The 15,608-nt window shown below is 67.2% G+C and carries 16 protein-coding genes; 4 read left to right on the top strand and 12 right to left on the bottom strand.

The features are described from left to right. Positions 1 to 2: 2 nt before the first annotated feature. From OXG83_06325 to OXG83_06285, 9 genes are all read right to left on the bottom strand, one after another. Positions 3 to 1,967, bottom strand: a complete 1,965-nt coding sequence (locus tag OXG83_06325) for a PQQ-binding-like beta-propeller repeat protein (GenBank protein ID MCY3964632.1) — start codon at positions 1,965 to 1,967, stop codon at positions 3 to 5. After that, entirely contained in the window at positions 1,964 to 2,518 is a 555-nt protein-coding gene (locus OXG83_06320) for a PQQ-binding-like beta-propeller repeat protein (protein MCY3964631.1), read from the bottom strand. Before OXG83_06320 ends, OXG83_06325 begins: the two co-directional genes overlap by 4 nt. A 20-nt stretch (positions 2,519 to 2,538) precedes the next feature. Continuing rightward, complete coding sequence (locus OXG83_06315) at positions 2,539 to 3,012, bottom strand: hypothetical protein (protein MCY3964630.1); 474 nt, start codon at positions 3,010 to 3,012, stop codon at positions 2,539 to 2,541. Positions 3,013 to 3,034: 22 nt separating this feature from the next. Then, positions 3,035 to 3,559, bottom strand: a complete 525-nt coding sequence (locus OXG83_06310; GenBank protein MCY3964629.1) for a hypothetical protein — start codon at positions 3,557 to 3,559, stop codon at positions 3,035 to 3,037. Positions 3,560 to 3,619: 60 nt separating this feature from the next. Further along, positions 3,620 to 4,153, bottom strand: coding sequence for a cytochrome c (locus OXG83_06305; protein MCY3964628.1), 534 nt, complete (start codon positions 4,151 to 4,153; stop codon positions 3,620 to 3,622). 71 nt (positions 4,154 to 4,224) lie between these two features. Further along, positions 4,225 to 4,722 (bottom strand): DUF1330 domain-containing protein, encoded by a 498-nt coding sequence (locus OXG83_06300; protein ID MCY3964627.1) that lies wholly within the window; start codon positions 4,720 to 4,722, stop codon positions 4,225 to 4,227. A 26-nt stretch (positions 4,723 to 4,748) separates the two neighbouring features. Next, positions 4,749 to 6,014, bottom strand: coding sequence for a DUF418 domain-containing protein (locus OXG83_06295; protein MCY3964626.1), 1,266 nt, complete (start codon positions 6,012 to 6,014; stop codon positions 4,749 to 4,751). Between the two features lie 15 nt (positions 6,015 to 6,029). Then, positions 6,030 to 6,935 carry an alpha/beta hydrolase gene (locus OXG83_06290; GenBank protein ID MCY3964625.1) on the bottom strand — a complete coding sequence of 302 codons (906 nt, stop codon included), beginning with the start codon at positions 6,933 to 6,935 and terminating at the stop codon, positions 6,030 to 6,032. Beyond that, positions 6,932 to 7,543, bottom strand: a complete 612-nt coding sequence (locus OXG83_06285; protein ID MCY3964624.1) for a hypothetical protein — start codon at positions 7,541 to 7,543, stop codon at positions 6,932 to 6,934. Before OXG83_06285 ends, OXG83_06290 begins: the two co-directional genes overlap by 4 nt. A 111-nt stretch (positions 7,544 to 7,654) precedes the next feature. On the opposite strand from OXG83_06285, the gene OXG83_06280 reads away from it, so the two are divergent. After that, positions 7,655 to 8,389, top strand: coding sequence for a glutathione S-transferase N-terminal domain-containing protein (locus tag OXG83_06280; protein MCY3964623.1), 735 nt, complete (start codon positions 7,655 to 7,657; stop codon positions 8,387 to 8,389). Here the strand turns inward: OXG83_06280 and OXG83_06275 are convergent, their stop codons facing one another. The 3 genes from OXG83_06275 to OXG83_06265 are packed head-to-tail and all read right to left on the bottom strand — an operon-like array spanning position 8,390 to position 10,649. Continuing rightward, positions 8,390 to 9,232, bottom strand: a complete 843-nt coding sequence (locus OXG83_06275; protein MCY3964622.1) for a sulfotransferase domain-containing protein — start codon at positions 9,230 to 9,232, stop codon at positions 8,390 to 8,392. A 56-nt stretch (positions 9,233 to 9,288) separates the two neighbouring features. Then, positions 9,289 to 10,095, bottom strand: coding sequence for an exodeoxyribonuclease III (locus tag OXG83_06270; protein ID MCY3964621.1), 807 nt, complete (start codon positions 10,093 to 10,095; stop codon positions 9,289 to 9,291). After that, positions 10,092 to 10,649: a GNAT family N-acetyltransferase gene (locus OXG83_06265; protein ID MCY3964620.1), complete on the bottom strand. Its 558-nt coding sequence runs from the start codon at positions 10,647 to 10,649 to the stop codon at positions 10,092 to 10,094. The genes OXG83_06270 and OXG83_06265 overlap by 4 nt, the downstream gene beginning before the upstream one ends. 86 nt (positions 10,650 to 10,735) lie before the next feature. Here OXG83_06265 and OXG83_06260 point away from each other — a divergent pair, with 86 nt between their 5' ends. The 3 genes from OXG83_06260 to OXG83_06250 are packed head-to-tail and all read left to right on the top strand — an operon-like array spanning position 10,736 to position 15,605. Then, positions 10,736 to 11,800 carry an NAD-dependent epimerase/dehydratase family protein gene (locus OXG83_06260; GenBank protein MCY3964619.1) on the top strand — a complete coding sequence of 355 codons (1,065 nt, stop codon included), beginning with the start codon at positions 10,736 to 10,738 and terminating at the stop codon, positions 11,798 to 11,800. A gap of 3 nt (positions 11,801 to 11,803) precedes the next feature. Next, complete coding sequence (locus tag OXG83_06255; protein MCY3964618.1) at positions 11,804 to 12,943, top strand: alpha/beta hydrolase-fold protein; 1,140 nt, start codon at positions 11,804 to 11,806, stop codon at positions 12,941 to 12,943. Continuing rightward, on the top strand, positions 12,933 to 15,605 hold the full coding sequence (locus OXG83_06250; protein MCY3964617.1) for a TonB-dependent receptor: 2,673 nt from the start codon (positions 12,933 to 12,935) through the stop codon (positions 15,603 to 15,605). Before OXG83_06255 ends, OXG83_06250 begins: the two co-directional genes overlap by 11 nt. Positions 15,606 to 15,608: the final 3 nt, after the last annotated feature.

The raw sequence follows: 15,608 nt of genomic DNA, 5'->3' as shown, positions 1-15,608 counted from the left end.
GACTAGGGTTCCTCTCGGGGCAGCGCCAGCACGACGAGCTCGGGAGTCGTTCCGCCGCCGCCTATTCCAAACCGGCCACCGCCGGTGGCGACGGCGAGGTACTGCCGGCCGCCGTGTTCGTAGCTGATCACGTTCGAGTTGGGAGTGCCGGGCAGCTCGATGCCGCCCAGGTATTCGCCCGTCGCCTTGTCGTAGACGCTGATCTCGGGCGGTACGTCGGGTTCATTCGCTTCCGGATCGCCGGAGTGTTCTCCCGCCGCGGTGACGAAGAGCAGCGTGGGAGTAAGCAGGGGCGCCGCGGTGTGAGTGGCGACCCCGAGCCGGCCGAGTTCGAGGTCGGCGATGGCTGGATGGTTCACCGGACCGACGCCGTGCGGGACCATCCAGAGGTGTTCGCCGGTGTTCAGATCGATCGCCGTGATCCGCCCGTACGGCGGCTTGACCAGGGGCAGCCCACGCGGCCCCTCGACGGTCCGGTACCAACGATCCGGCACGAAGTTCAGGTCGGAGCGGTTCGGATCAGGCCTGGTCAGGGAGACGCTGGCCGCACGGGTATGCGAGACGACGTAGAGGATCCCGGTTTCGGGATCGACCGCGGCGCCAGTCCAGTTCGCACCGCCGCCGTCGGCCGGCAACTGGATCGTCGGCTTGCCCGCCTCCTCGAAGCGCGGCGGCGTGTAGAGCGGCACCAGGTCGTAGTCGGCCGCGATCTCGATCGCCTCGGCGCGGAGTTCGGGCGTCCAGTCGATCAGGTCGTCCTCGGTGATGCCCTGGCGGTCGAAGGGCGCCGGCCGGGTCGGGAAGGGCTGGGTTGGCGCGGCACGCTCGCCCGGCACGTCGCTTGGCGGCACCTCGCGCTCCTCGATCTCCCACACCGGCTTGCCGGTCACCCGGTCGAAGACGAAGGCGAAGGCCTGCTTCGTGACCTGGACCACGCCTCGTACCCGCTCGCCCTCCACCGTCGCCTCGAACAGATTGGGTGCGGTCGGGGGGTCGTAGTCCCAGAGGCCGTGGTGAACGAACTGGTAGTGCCAGCGGCGCTCGCCCGTTTCGCAGTCGACCGCGACGATGCTCTCGGCGTAGAGATTGTCGCCGAGTCGGTGGCCGCCGTAGAGGTCGTTTGTCGGCGTGCCGACCGGCAGGTAGGCGGTTCCCGCCTCCTCGTCGACCGTGATCATGGACCAGACGTTCGTGTTGCCGCTGTAGCGCCACGACTCGTCCTCCCAGGTCTCGACACCGAGTTCGTCGTTCTGCGGGATGGTGTGGAAGACCCAGGCGAGGTCGCCGGTCGGGATGTCATAGGCGCGGACGAAGCCGGGCGGCGCTTCCCTGTGAGTGGCGAAGTCCGCCACGATCGAGCCGACGATCACCGTGTCGCCGCAGACTGCCGGCGGCGAACTGTGCGTCGTCAGGCGCTCCATCACCTCGCGGCCCAGATGAGGCGTCATCTCGACCGCGCCGCCGTCGCCGAAGTCGGGATCGGGTTCTCCGGTTGCGGCATCGAGTGAGACCAGCCGACGGTCGTGCGTCGGAATCAGGATCCGCTCGCGTTCGCCGTCTGTCCACCAGGCGACTCCGCGGTGGTGGAAGCCGAGGTTCGCCGGCCGGCCGGCGCGCCAGCTTTCCGGGTCGTAGGCCCAGAGCGTCTCGCCGCTGTCGGCGTCGATCGCGGCCACCTGGCTGAGCGAGGTCGAGACGAAGATCCGGCCGCCGACCTCGAGTGGAATCGCCTTGAACTGGCCGCGTCGGACGCTGCGCGGGACTTCAGTGTCCGCGGCGATCGAGCGCCAGCGCCAGACGACCTCGACATCCTGGAAGTTGGAGCGGTCGATCTCGTCGAGCGTCGAGTACTTGCTGTTGCCGGGATCCCCGCCGAAAGCCGGCCAGTCGCCGGTGGCGCCCGCCTGGGCTGTGACGGGCGGGCTGGCGAGCGCGCAGGCAGAAGCCACCAGGGCGACGAACTTCATGATCCGGATTCCTCTCGGGGCAGCGCCAGGGCGACGAGCACCGGCGGCGTGCCGCCGCCGCCGTAGTCGGGATCGGGCTTTCCGGTTGCGGCGTCGAGCGAGACCAACCGGCGGTGGTGGGTTGGAAGGAGTACCCGCTCCCGCTCTCCGTCCGTCCAGTAGGCGACTCCCCGGTGCTGGAAGCCTTCGTTCGCCGGGCGGCCGGCGCGCCAGCTCTCCGGGTCGTAGGTCCAGAGCGTGTCGCCCGTCCCGGCGTCGATCGCAGCGACCTGGCTGAGCGACGTGGCGACGAAGACGCGACCTCCGACCTCGATCGGGATCGTCTTGAACTGACCGCGCCGCACGCTGCTCGGGACCTTCGTGTCCGCGGCGATCAAGCGCCAGCGCCAGGCGATCTCCACGTCCTGGAAGTTGTCGCGGTCGATCTGGTCCAGCGTGGAGTACTTGGTGTTGCCGGGATCGCCGCCGAATGCGGGCCAGTCGCCGGAGGCTCCGGTCTGCCCGGGGAGGGGCGGGCTCGCGAGTGGTGCAGCAAGCGCCGCAACGGCCACAGCAAGCCTGGAAAGGGTGCTCAGGACAGCAGCCCGATCAGGCGGGCGTAGACCGACACGCTGGTCCAGATGCCGATCGAGAGGAAGCCGACCACCTTTGGCCAGTGTCCGAGCGTTCCTTCTTCGGCGAGGGCGACCCGGCGGCGGATCGTGAAGTTGAAGAGCAGCCCGATGACGATGATCTGCATCTTCCACCAGAAGAAGGGGCTGTAGTACTGCTTGAGCGCCGTGGAGAGGACCTGGGGCGCGCCGGTCACGAACAGGGCGACGAAACTCCAGATCATCCACCGGTCCAGCTCGCGGGCGAGCTGGTTGAGAGGCGTCTTGATCAGCCCGCGGCCGAGGAGGCGCATGTCGACGACCAGGACGGCGCCGGCGAAGCCGACCAGCGCGACCAGGTGAGCGCACTGGATGATCGGCGACGCCCAGGTCTCCTCCAGCATCCAGGCGCTGAAGGGCAGGCCCTGCATCCACTCGAAGAAGGACTGCATCATGGAAAAGGTCCCCGCTACCTCGTCAGGCGCCGATGTTCAGGTTGTTCCACCACTGGGGCATCAACCCGCTGTAGGCCATCATTCGCCCCGTGACGACCACCGCCGCCCACAACACCAGGGACACGACGCCGGCCAGCCGGGCGTTCAGCGGGATCTCCCGGCCTTGGTCCCACGCCTGGACCGACTTGTAGGTCGCGTAGTGGAACCAGAACATGTTGATGCCGGCGATCAGCATCAGCACCATCTTGGCCCAGAAGTAGAAGTTGCCGTAGTAGCGCATCGGCTGGCTGTAGAGCAGCAATGCCCCGGTGATCAGATTGATGCCGTAACCGGTCAGCGCCCACGGGAAGAGGCGGGTCGGGATGTTCGATACCGGCACCTTCTTGAGCGTGAACCCGATCAGGCGCATGTCCCAGTACGCGATCAACCCGGCAAACAGGCACATGCTGACGACGTGGATCGTCAGCATGGTCGGGTACGCGTTCAGGGACTCCCGCAGCGCGATGCTGCTGGGAAGCGCGTCGACCCACTCGAAGGCGCTACGCATGAGATTCGAATGCCTGTCCGGCTGCCGGCGGGATAGAGGCTCTCCGGCGCCGCGTCAGCGCTACCTGCGGCAGCGGTCCTGGTACTTGCGGTAGACCGCGTGACAGTCCTCGCAGGCGCCAGCGAGGTTGTTCGTCAGATCGCTGACTCTCTCCCGATCCTCCTCGTGCGCCGCGGCGTAGATCTGCTTGGCAACCTCGGTCAACTGCCTGGCCCACTTCTGGTAGTCCTCGTTGGCGACCGGAGCGTCCCTGCCGTTCTCGCACTTGCGGTCGGCGTTCATGATCAGCGGCTCGACCTCGGCCAGCGCCAGTGCCGCCTGCTGCGGCACCTGCCAGCCGGTGTAGATGCCGGAGAAGAGGGCCGACGCTGAGCGGTCGTCCTCGCTGCCCGGCTCGGGCGGGGTACCGGGATCCGTCGTCTGGACGTCGAACAGGAAGTTGGAGTTCGGGAACAGGATGGCGCGCATCAGTTCGGCCAGGTTGCCGACAGGCTCTTCGTGCTCGGAGGCGGCAGCGGGCGATACGGCGATCGCTGTGAAGGCCGCGAGGACAACGGCGGCCGTCAGCGTCGCCGCCAGGTTCTTCGAACGCATATCCGGGATCTCCTTCACCTCAGGGGAATCGGTGGTGGTAGCTGCGGTGGTTTGAGCCGCGCGAGTGTAGCTCAGTCGTCCGAGTCCTCGTTCGCTGTGGCCTGGCCGAGTTCGAACGTCGTCGTCGTCGCGATCAGCCACTGCATATCGAGCCCCGCGGTGCGGTGGACCGAGTACTCGGCGACGCGCGGGTCGCCGATGATGCGGAGGAACTCGGCCCGCGAGGGGTACTCCATCAGGGCGATCGCGTGGAAGTACTCGTCCGTGTCGCCGATCACCATCGAATCGACCTGGCCGGACCAGATCAGACGGGCGCCCTGGGAGGTGACCCACTGGACCATCTGGGCGCCGTATCTGCCGTAGGCCTGTTCGCCCGTGAGGCCCTCGTCGGGGGCGTCGGCCTCCTTCTTGAACCGCAGCAGGTTGACCATGACGACCGGCCCCTCGGCCGGTCCCTCGAGGAGTTCCTGGATCTGTTCGGGTTCCGGTGCGATTTGGGCCATGGCGCCTCCTGTGGCCAGCAGGGCCACAGTGAAGAAGGTGAACGTAGCGGTGGAAAGGTGTCGCATGATGACAGGCTCCTCCTTGGTGGGAATCAGGCGGGCGAGCGCGCCGCCATGGATTGGAACTTCATGTAGGTGAGAGATCGCCACAGCCACTCCAGTGGACCGAAGCGGAAGCGGGCCAGCCACCACGGCGACCAGATGAGTTGCAGAATCCAGATTCCGACCACGATGCCGAGCTGGCCGAGGCGGTCGACGCGCTCGTACAGGCCGAGGCCGTGGCCGTAGAAGATCAGGGTGCAGATCACGCTCTGGCTGATGTAGTTGGTGAAGGCCATCCGGCCCGCCGCCGTCAGGCGCCGCTGGAGGCCTGGCAGCCAGCCCAGCTGAACCGCCAGCATGACCAGAGCGACGTAGCCGAGGAAGACGCCGAGCGAGCCGACGTAGTTGAACGTCTGCCCCTGGAACTGGGAGTGCTCGAAGGCGAAGTCGTGGTGCGTGTTGTAGACGACGCCGGCGATGACGATCGGCATCCCGAGTCCGAATCCTGCGAGCGCCATGCGCCGGTAGAACTCGGAAGACCGCTTCGCGGACAGCACGCCGAGCTTGTAGAGGCCCATGCCGACCAGCATCAACCCGCCGCTGCGCCAGAGGAACACGATGAGAAAGACGAACGTCTCCAGGCTCAGGGCAGCGCCGATGCGCAAAGGCATTTGGGTGAGCCAGCCGGATCGGTAGGTCGCGATCTCGGCCTCCGCTGCAGCCGCCGTTGGCGCCCAGCCCGGCTTCATTGCGTCAAGTACCTCGGGAGGCCAGTACTGCATCGACCACGCGGTAAACAGGAAGATGAGCGGCGTGACGGCGGTCATGGCGAAGCCAGCGATCAGGAGCCTCTTCGGCTTCAGGTTGCGAAGGCTGTACAGGATGAAGCCGCACAGCGCGTACGGCACCAGGATGTCGCCGTACCAGATGAGGTGGGCGTGGGCGAGACCGAGGACCAGCAGCCAGAACTGCCGCCGGTAGTGGACGCCGGTAGCCGACGCGTTGCGGGCGGCGGCCCGTTCGGCCATCAGAGCCATGCCGGCGCCGAACAACATCGAGAAGATCGACATGAACTTCGTGTCGAAGAACACGTGGGACGCCAGCCACACGGCGAAGTCGATTCCTACGCCCTTGTCGTTCGCCGTGGGATTGAAGTACGCCGCCGTGATCATCGAGTAGCTCTGCACGTTCATCACGAGGATGCCGAGCACGGCAAAGCCCCGCAGAACGTCGAGCGCCGCGATGCGCTCGCCGGCGCGGACGGGCGCCGGTTTGGGCGGGTCGGCGGTTACCGTGAGGGAGTCGGTGGTCGTCACGGGCTCGCTGCTGCGTCAGTCGGTGAGAAAGGCCCGCGCCACGGCGACGAACTCGTCGAGCTGGTCGTGGTGGACCCAGTGGCCGGCGCCTTCGAAGTTGCGCAACTCCGCGTTCTGGAACGCCTCGATGCGGCCGTCCTCGATCGGGTCGCTGGCCCAGCTCTCGGTACCGCGTACTAGAAGGGTAGGGCAGGTGATCCGGCCCCAGATGCTGCGCAGTTCCTCCTCGTCGTAGCGGTAGGGCGGGAATGAGCGGACGTAGTTGTCGAACTTCCAGGTGAATGTGCCGTCCTCGTTGCGCGCCATGCCGTTCACGGTGAGGTGCCGTGCCTGCTCGGGGCTCAGGAAGCTGTTCACCTCCTGCATCCGCTCGGCCGCGGCGTCGAGCGACGGGTAGCGCCGCGGTTGGCGTCCCGCGAGCTTCTGCATGCTGCCGACCCAGCCCCGCATCCGCTCGTCCACCGCCGCGTTGACCCGGTCGGCGAGAATTCGCGGGGGCGGCCCCATGCCCTCGATCGCCACCAGCTTGTGGACGTTCCCCGGGTAGAAGCCGGTGTAGTGGAGCGCGATGTTCGCGCCCAGGGAGTGGGCAACGATCCGTACCGGGAAACGGTCCAGTGCTTCCAGCAGTTGTGCGATGTCGAGGACGAAGTCGGTGATCGCGTACATGCCGCCGATCGCCCATTCGCTGTCGCCGTGGCCGCGCAGGTCAGGCGCGACGATGTGGTAGTCGCCGCGCAGTGCGTTTGCCACCCAGTCCCAGTTGTGGGCGTGGTCGCGGCCGCCGTGGATCAGCACCAGGGGCGGCTTGTCCTCGTTGCCCCAGTTCAGGTAGTGGAGCCTGAGTCGTTGGGAGATGTAGAACTGGGAGGACGGGCCGACGATGTCCCGGAAGGGACTGTCGCTGAAGGCGGTGCTCACTGATCGGCGTCTGGGCGCGGAGGATTGATCATGACGTGCGCTCCCGCGGTGCCGGGGAACATCAGCCAGGGCGCGCCGGGAACCGGGCGGGTCGTCAGACCGGTGGATTCCGGCGTCGCGTACGGTGTGTAGATCACCCAGCGCAGGTAGGCGTCGTTCACCTCGCCGGTCGCGGCATCGAAGCCGCTGCCGTGGAGCACGTAGAGCGTGCGCGGCTCGCGGGGCATGGCCAGCTTGCCCTCGGCGATCTCCCGTTCGCGAATGTCGATTCGTTCCTGGCCTTCGATGCCCTGGGCGACCAACTCGCGGCCGCGGGCCATGAACGGCTCGAGCGACTCGTGGTAGCAGGCGACGCTCCACTGCGCGTCGCCCGGGCGGGCGGCCAGGCAAACGAGGTCGTTGCTGCCGGGGCGGAGTTCCACCACCTTGCCATCGGCCGTCCAGCCGAGCACCCGCGCGCCGTCCCGGCGGTCTTCCGGCGCCGCCTGGATTGCGGCGGCAAGCTGAGCTTCGGCATCACCTGGTTCCGACGCCGATGAGGCGGTGGCCAGACAACCGAGCGCGAGCAGCGCGATCGTTGCTTTCGATGTCCTCGTCCTGACGTGCACTCTGTTCCTCCTGTCCGGCCCGCTATCCATGCGCGGGCTGGGAGAGCGTATCGCGGGCGGGTCGGCGGGTCCGCTAACCTCCGGGCCTTTCACTTCCAGGGGAGCATCGCGATGATCGATCTGCACTACTGGCCGACGCCGAACGGCAAGAAGGTCACGATCCTGCTCGAAGAGTGCGGGTTGCCCTATCGCATCGTGCCCTGCCGGATCGGCTTCGGCGATCAGTTCAAGGAGGAGTTCCTCGCGATCTCGCCGAACAACCGGATGCCGGCAATGGTCGACCACGAGCCGGCCGACGGCCGTGAACCGATCGCACTGTTCGAGTCCGGCGCGATCATGATGTACATCGCCGAGAAGGCCGGGCAGTTCTACCCTCAGGATCTCCGTGCCCGCCACGAGGTGAACCAGTGGCTCATCTGGCAGATGGCGAACCAGGGTCCGAAGTCCGGCGAGTGCGGTCACTTCCGTCGCCTGCGCGACACGGAGGGTGACCAGAGCTACGCCGTGCGCCGCTTCACCGACGAGGTGAACCGCCTCTACGGCGTGATGAACAACCGCCTCTACGACCGGCGCTACCTGATTGGCGACGAGTACACGATCGCCGACATGATCTGCTACCCGTGGACGGTCCGCTGGCAGGACCAGCAGCAGGACATCGAGGAGTTCCCGTACTTCAAGCGCTGGTTCGAGGAAATCGGCGCTCGTCCGGCGGTTCAGCGCGGCATGGACGTCTCGAGCGGCGAAGCGATCGACTACGCGAACCTCTCCGACGAAGAACGCGAACGCCTGAAGAAGCTGCTCTACAACCAGCGCGCCCGGCCCGCGCCCGAGGGCGGCCTGCTGTAGTTAGCCGGCTGCGGCGCGCAGGCGGGCGTACGAGCCGTGGCCCGTGGCCGGCTCCACGATGCGTCTCCATTCTCGGTCCCACTTTTGCAGGACCTCCTCCGGCGCTTCACGGGAGCCTTCTCCCGACTTGCCCTTGCGGACCTTCGAGGTGGTGCCGGAGGCGGGCAGGCCGCAGGCGGCGTTGCGGGCGTGGCGGACGAGGTGGTCGTCGAACTTCGAGCCGTGTTCGCGCATGAAGTCGATCGACGCCTGGCGGGTCGCGATCTCGATGTTCGGGTGCTGTGGGTCGAGGCCGAGGAAGGCGGCGACGCGGGCAACCGCGGCGGGGAGGTCCGCGACGATGTCCTCGAAGCAGAGCCAGAGGGTGTCCGGGTCGAGGCGCTCCGGCCACCAGGACAAGAGATGTTCCCAGTAGCGGCCACTCCGGGTGCCGCGGAAGACGAAGTCGAGGGCAAAGTCGCGGAGCGAGACGGTTCCGGTCTCGAAGACCCAGCCGCTGAAGAAGTGGAAGAAGGAGACGAGCGAATCGACCGGGTCGCGGACGACGAAGATGTTGCGACCACCCTTCGGGGCCAGGTCCCGGCTCAGGTGGGTCTTGAACGCTCTGGGCTCGGCCCGTTGCGGCGCCTCCAGGTCGAGGCCGAGGTCGTGAGCCAGCTCGAGCCATGGCACGGCCTCCGTGATCTCATCGAAGTCCATGTCGCCGCCGGTGCGTAGGCCGTGGACGATCTGCTGCATCAGGGTCGTGCCCGCCTTGGGGTAGGTGGCGATGAGAACGTCGGTCGGCCGCAGCTTGAAGTTCCGTCCCCTGGCTAGGCCCTCCGGGGTGGAAAAGCCGGCCATGCGCCAGCGAATACCCTCGACGGTGGTCGCTCTGCTCGGGGTGGTGCCGCTCGGGCTCACGACAGCACCTCGGCCGAGAGGTCGACGCCGACCGGGCAGTGGTCGGAGCCGGTCACGCCGGTGAGGATGAAGGCTCGGTCGACGAAGCGCATCGCGGCCTCCGAGGCGAGCACGAGGTCGATCCGCCAGCCGACGTTCCGCTCGCGGGCGCCATACGCCTGACGCCACCAGCTATAGCGCACCGTGTCCGGATGGAGGTGGCGGAACGTGTCGATCCAGCCGGCGTCGAGCCACCGCTGAAGCTCCTCGCACTCTTCGGGCAGGAACCCGGAGTTCCTGCGGTTCTGCTTCGGCCGCGCCAGGTCGATCGGTTCGGGTGCGGTGTTGAAGTCGCCCATGACGAGGACGCGGTAGCCGGCCTCGCGGGCCTGGTCGAGCTGATCGAACAGCGCGCGGTAGAAGTCCAGCTTGTAGGGGACGCGGCTGTTGTCGCGCTTGCTGCCGCTGCCTTTGGGGAAGTAGACGTTGGCCACCAGCAGCTGGCCGAACAGGGCCAGTTGCAGGCGTCCCTCGGCGTCGAAGCGGTGTTCGCCGAGCGAGGTCCGGACCCAGGCCGGCTCGAGGCGCGAGTAGAGGCCGACACCGGAGTAGCCGGGCCGCTCGGCGCTCGAGAACGCCGTGTGCCAGCGACTCGGCCGGCGCAGCTCGGGGACCAGTTGTTCCGCGCGGGCCTTGGTCTCCTGGAGCCCGACGATCTGCGCCCGGCTGCTTCCCAGCCAGTCGAGAAAGCCCTTGCGTGCGCAGGCGCGCAGGCCGTTGACGTTCCAGGAGACGACGCGGAGGCGCCGCCGGCGGGGACTCAGGTGCGGCTCCGCTTCGCCGAACCGACGTCGTACGACATGATCATCATGTCGCGAGTACGCCCGGAGCGGTCGATCACCCAGTCGGTGAGGAGGGCCTCGGGCGAGAATCCGAGCCGTTCGAAGAGCCGGCGGGCGCCCATCTGTTCGCGCGTCATCTGCGCCACCAGCTTGAGCAGACCGAGGTCGTGCGCGAGGTCGAACACGCGCCGGGTCAGTACGCGGCCGAGGCCGGAGCGGCGATGATTCTCCGCGACGAGCACCCGGATCTCGCCCAGGTGGCTCATCCACTGGGTGCCGCGGAGGTTCAGGCTGCCGTAGCCGACCAGTTCGTCGTCGTGGTGGGCGAGCGTGGTGAACCTGCTGCCCGAACTGGCGTCACGGATCCAGCCTTCGACGATCACCGGATCGGTCAGATCGGAGCGCAGGAATTGCAGGTCGATCTCGGGTAGCGCACGCGCGAGCGTAACGACGTCGTCGCGGTCGTCCGACCGCAGGCGGCGCAGGTCGTATGTACGGTCGCCGCACTGGACCTTGTCGACGGATTCGGTGTTCACGGGCCGCTCGGTCAAGCGGTGTAAAGCTAGCAGGTTCGCCGTCGGTTATCGTCGCGCGCGAACCAATCCACGGAGGGTAAAGCGATATGGCTCCGATCCCAAAGGGCGGCACGGTCGCGGTCACGGGCAGCGCGGGCTTCGTCGGCGGCTGGACGGTCCGCCTCTTGCTCGACAAGGGCTACCGGGTGCGCGCCTGCGTGCGCGACGCGGACGATCCGGAGAAGACGACCTTTCTGCGGGAGATGCCTGGCTACTCCTCCGGTCGGCTGACGATCCACTCCGCGAACCTGGACGAGGCGGGTTGCTTCGACGACATCTTCGCCGGCTGCCACGGCGTCGCGCACATTGCCCACGTCAGCGACTACAACGACTTCGACTACGTGAAGAACGTCTGCGACCACATCGTCGCGAGCATCGAGAAGTCGGGTTCGGTGACGCGCATCGTCGTCACTTCGAGCATCGCCGCCGTCATCATGGAGGCCGACATCTACGAGTTCGTGCGCCGGCCGGTACTTTACGAGGATCGGTATCCGGACGAGTCGAACCCGAAGCGGACGCCGGAGCGCGGCCACGGCTATTCGATGAGCAAGATCTACGCTCAGCAGGCGTTCACCAAGGCGGCGGAGCAGAGCGGCCACTGGGACGCGATCACCTGCTGCCCGGGCGACAACGTCGGCCCGATCCTGTCGGCGCATCAGAAGGAGAAGGGGCCCTGGCAGCACAACATCGAACTGATGCTGCTGGGCGAGTGCAAGCAGAACCAGGCCTACCGGCCCTGGATGACGGTCGATGTGCGCGACGATGCCGAGTGCCACATCCGCCTGCTCGAGAGCATCAGCGTGAAGAACGGCGAGCGCTTCATCGCCTGGTCGGCCGATGCGGTGGCGGTAGAGGAGATCAACGCCGGGATCGACCGGCTACTGCCGGAACTCCGTCATGACACGCCCGCGGTCACCGAGATCCACCCCGACCACATACAGAAGCGCGAGGAGGAACTGCGAGGCATCTGGGCGGGTGTCGAGCTGCGCAACGACCGGATGCGGGCAGCGACGGGCATCACGTTCCGCCCCTTCGACGAGTCCCTCCGCGACTGCGTGGAGTCCCTGATCACCGTGGCCAAGGTCGAACCGAAACGGCGGACGGAGGTTTAGAAGTTGGGAGTCAGTCGCAACCTCGCCAGTGCGCTCCTGGTGCTGGCGACTACGCAGCCGTTGCCGGCGGCGTCAGCTGGACAAACCGGCAGTCCCCAGGCGGAAACTCAGGAGCCGGCCAACGAGGCGGATGGCCAGGCGGGAAACGCCTTCATGGCCGATCGCAACGGCGATGGGGTGCTGACCGAAGACGAAGTGATGCCGGGCGCGTTCTCGCTGCTCGATGCCAACAGAGACGGCCGAGCGGATCCCGGCGAGATTCGGGCGTTCCTCGGGCGCGGGCGCGGACCCTTCAACTGGGTCAACCCGCCCGCGGAGGACCGCAGGGTTCCGGGCGTGACTCACGCGACGTTCACAAGCTCGTCCATGGGTGTTCCGGTGGGCTACTACATCTACCTTCCGCCAGGGTACGACGACGCTGCCAATCGTCAGACCCGCTATCCGGTCATCTACTACCTGCACGGCGGCCGACCGGGCAGCGAATCGGCGGGCATCGGCATCGCCGAGCACGTGCATGCCGCCGTTGCTTCGGGTGCCGTGCGCCCGGTGATCTTCGTCTGGGGGAACGGTGGCAAGGTGAGCTGGTACGACTACGAGGATTCCAACGGGGAACATGTCTTCGTCCGGGAGTTGATTCCACACATCGACCACACCTACCGCACTCTGGCTCACCGCGGTGGGCGAGCCCTGCAGGGGTTCTCCCAGGGGGGACGACGGACTACGCGGATCATGTTCAGGTATCCCCACCTGTTCATCTCAGCCGCACCTGGTGGCCCCGGCTATGCGGTGGAAAGACTGGTCTTCGAGAACGACGGCGTTGAACGGGATCCAAGGGTGGCGGGTGCCAATGCCAGGTCCTTTGACTTCGGAAAAGGTAACGACGCGTACAGCCTTGCCCGGTCCTACGCGCAAGGTGGAATGCAGCCGCAACTCAACATCTTGATCTGGGCAGGCAGCAGGGGATTCAACTACGAGGCCAGCCTGGAGTACCTGGGCTACCTGTACGGATTGGGCGTTCCCGCAGAACGCCTGATCGCACCAGGTGTGGATCACAACCCGGTGTGGTTCTACGAGACCCACGGTGCGGATTTGTTGCGGTTCCATGACCGCAACTGGGACGATTCCGAGCCGAATGAGCGGTGACAGTGCTTCTTTGAGCCGCAGCGTTTGGCTCGCTGCGGTTGCGCTGCTCCTCGTCGGCTTCGCACAGCCCCGTTCGCTGTGGACCCAGCAAGTGGAGGACCACGCGGCTTCGCATGCCGACGAGCGGGAGGCCGCGGCAGAGGGCGGCGACGACGAGCACGACGGGTACGATGAAGCCGGGTCCGACGATCCGGCCGCACACGTCCACGAGGAGATCGTCGTCACCGGCAGCCGGGCGCGGGAGCGTTCGGTGACGAAATCGATGGTGCCCATCGACGTGATCTCCGCGGAGCACGTGGCGCATCAGGGGGAGACGAACCTCGACAACCTTCTGCGCACCGTGGTGCCGTCGCTGAACATCAGTTCGATCAGCGGGGATGCGGCGACCATCGTGCGGCCCACGAACCTGCGCGGCCTGGCGCCCGACCACACGCTGGTGCTGGTGAACGGCAAGCGGCGGCACCGCGGGGCCGTGATCCTGTGGTCGCGAATCGGTGTCTCCCACGGCGCCCAGGGACCGGACCTGTCCGCGATTCCGGCCATCGCGCTTCGTCAGGTCGAGGTCCTGAGGGACGGCGCCTCGGCGCAGTACGGCTCGGACGCGATCGCCGGGATCATGAACTTCCTGCTGAAGGACGCGCGTTCTGGCGGTTCGCTCGAGGTGCTGACCGGCCTGTACGACGCGGGCGACGGCGAGTCCGTCACCGTGGCCGGCAACGTCGGTCTTCCCTGGGGCGAGACCGGTTTCGCCAATCTGAGCGTCGAGGTCGGCGGCGCCAACCCGACGAATCGCGCGATCCAGCGCGCGGATGCGGCGGCTCTGGTCGCCGCGGGGAACACCCATGTGGCCGATCCCGCGCAGAGGTGGGGCAAGGCCGAGGTCGACGACGACGTGAAGTTCTGGATCAACTTCGGCCGGCCGCTGGGCAGCAGCGGGACGGTACGGTTCTACGGCTGGGCGAACCATGCGGACCGTCACGTGACGGCGAGGAACTTCTTCTTCCGCAACCCGAACACTCGGGACGCGGTCTACAGCGGCGACGGCGGCGCGTCGCTGCTGATCGGCGACGTCCTGGACGCGGCCGACGGGACGCCCAACGGTTCGGCGGGATGCCCGGTCGTCAGGGTGACGGACGCGCTTCCGGAGCAGAACGCGCTCGCCCGGGTGTTCAACGATCCGAACTGCTTCAGCTTCCAGGAGCTCTATCCGGGCGGCTTCCAGCCGGTGTTCGGAGGCGACCGCGTGGACTCTTCGCTCGTTCTCGGCGTTCGCGGGTTCACCGCGTCCGGCACCATCTGGGACGTGAGTGTCAGCGGCGGCCGGAACGAGATCGACTTCCTGCTGTTCGACAGCGTGAACGCGTCGCTCGGGCCGCTCAGCCCGACATCCTTCGAGCCCGGCCTCTACGGCCAGAGCGACGTGAGCGCGAATCTCGATCTGTTGCGTCAGTTCGGCGAGCGACTCCATCTGGCCGGCGGGCTGGAGTGGCGCGAGGAGCGGTTCGAGATCGGTCTCGGCGACCCCGCCTCCTGGCAGATCGGCCCCTATGCCCAGCAGGGATTCAGTTCCGGCTCGAACGGCTTCCCCGGGTTCAGCCCGGTCGCGGCGGGAGACTGGACCCGTGCCAACGCGGCGGTGTTCGGCGACCTGGAGTACGGTCCGCCCGACGAGTCGTGGAACCTGGGCCTGGCAGTCCGTTTGGAGGACTACGAGGACTTCGGTTCGACGCTCAACGGCAAGATCGCGGGCCGCCGTCAGGTCTCCGGGGCCCTCGCTCTCCGCGCGAGCGCGTCCACCGGCTTCCGGGCGCCGACGCCCGGCCAGCAGAACGCGTTCAACGTCTCGACGCAGTGGGACGCGGAGCGGTTCGAACTCGTGAACAACGGCACGATCCCGCCGGCCTCCAGGGTCGCGGAGCTACGCGGGGGCAAGGCCCTCGACGCGGAGAAGTCGGTCAACCTGGCCGCCGGTGCGATCTTCGAGCGCGGCCCGTTGACGTTCACGGCGGACGTGTTCCGCGTCGAGGTGAGCGATCGACTGGGAGTGACCGGGCTGTTCGAGCTCCAGCCCTTCGAGGTGGAGCAACTGCTCGCGGAAGGCATCACGAGCGCCGGCAACATCACGAACTTCCGCTTCTTCGCCAACGACTTCGAGACCCGCACGGAGGGCGTGGACCTGGTCGTCACCTGGCGGCCGCCGCAGGCCGGCGGGCACACGACGCTCGACCTTGCGCTCAACGTGACCTCGACCGAAGTGGTGGACTTCAACCCGCTGACCCTGGACCAGCAGCGCATCCGGGAGCTGGAGGAGGCCCTGCCGGGAGTGCGCTGGAACGCGACGCTGCACCACGAACTGGGCCGTCACACCTCGACCCGGCGGCCGGTCGAACTGCTTGCGCGGCTCGGCTACTACGACAGCTGGTACGACCCGTTCATCCCCGTGGACTTCGGCGGCGTGTACCTGCTGGACGTCGAAGTCGGCATCCCGTTGCCGGCCGGAGCCCGGCTGGCGATCGGCGCTCGCAACGCACTAGGCGAGACCGGCGACGGCAATCCGACGCCGATGCGGCTCGGCAACCTGTACAGCACCCGCTCGCCCTTCGACGTCAGCGGCGCGTACTACTACTCCCGGCTGCAGTACCGGTGGGGCAGCGCGAAGTGAGCG

This window comes from Acidobacteriota bacterium (assembly GCA_026707545.1).
GTDB lineage: Bacteria > Acidobacteriota > Thermoanaerobaculia > Multivoradales > Multivoraceae > Multivorans.
This window is presented reverse-complemented; position numbering and strand designations above follow the sequence as displayed.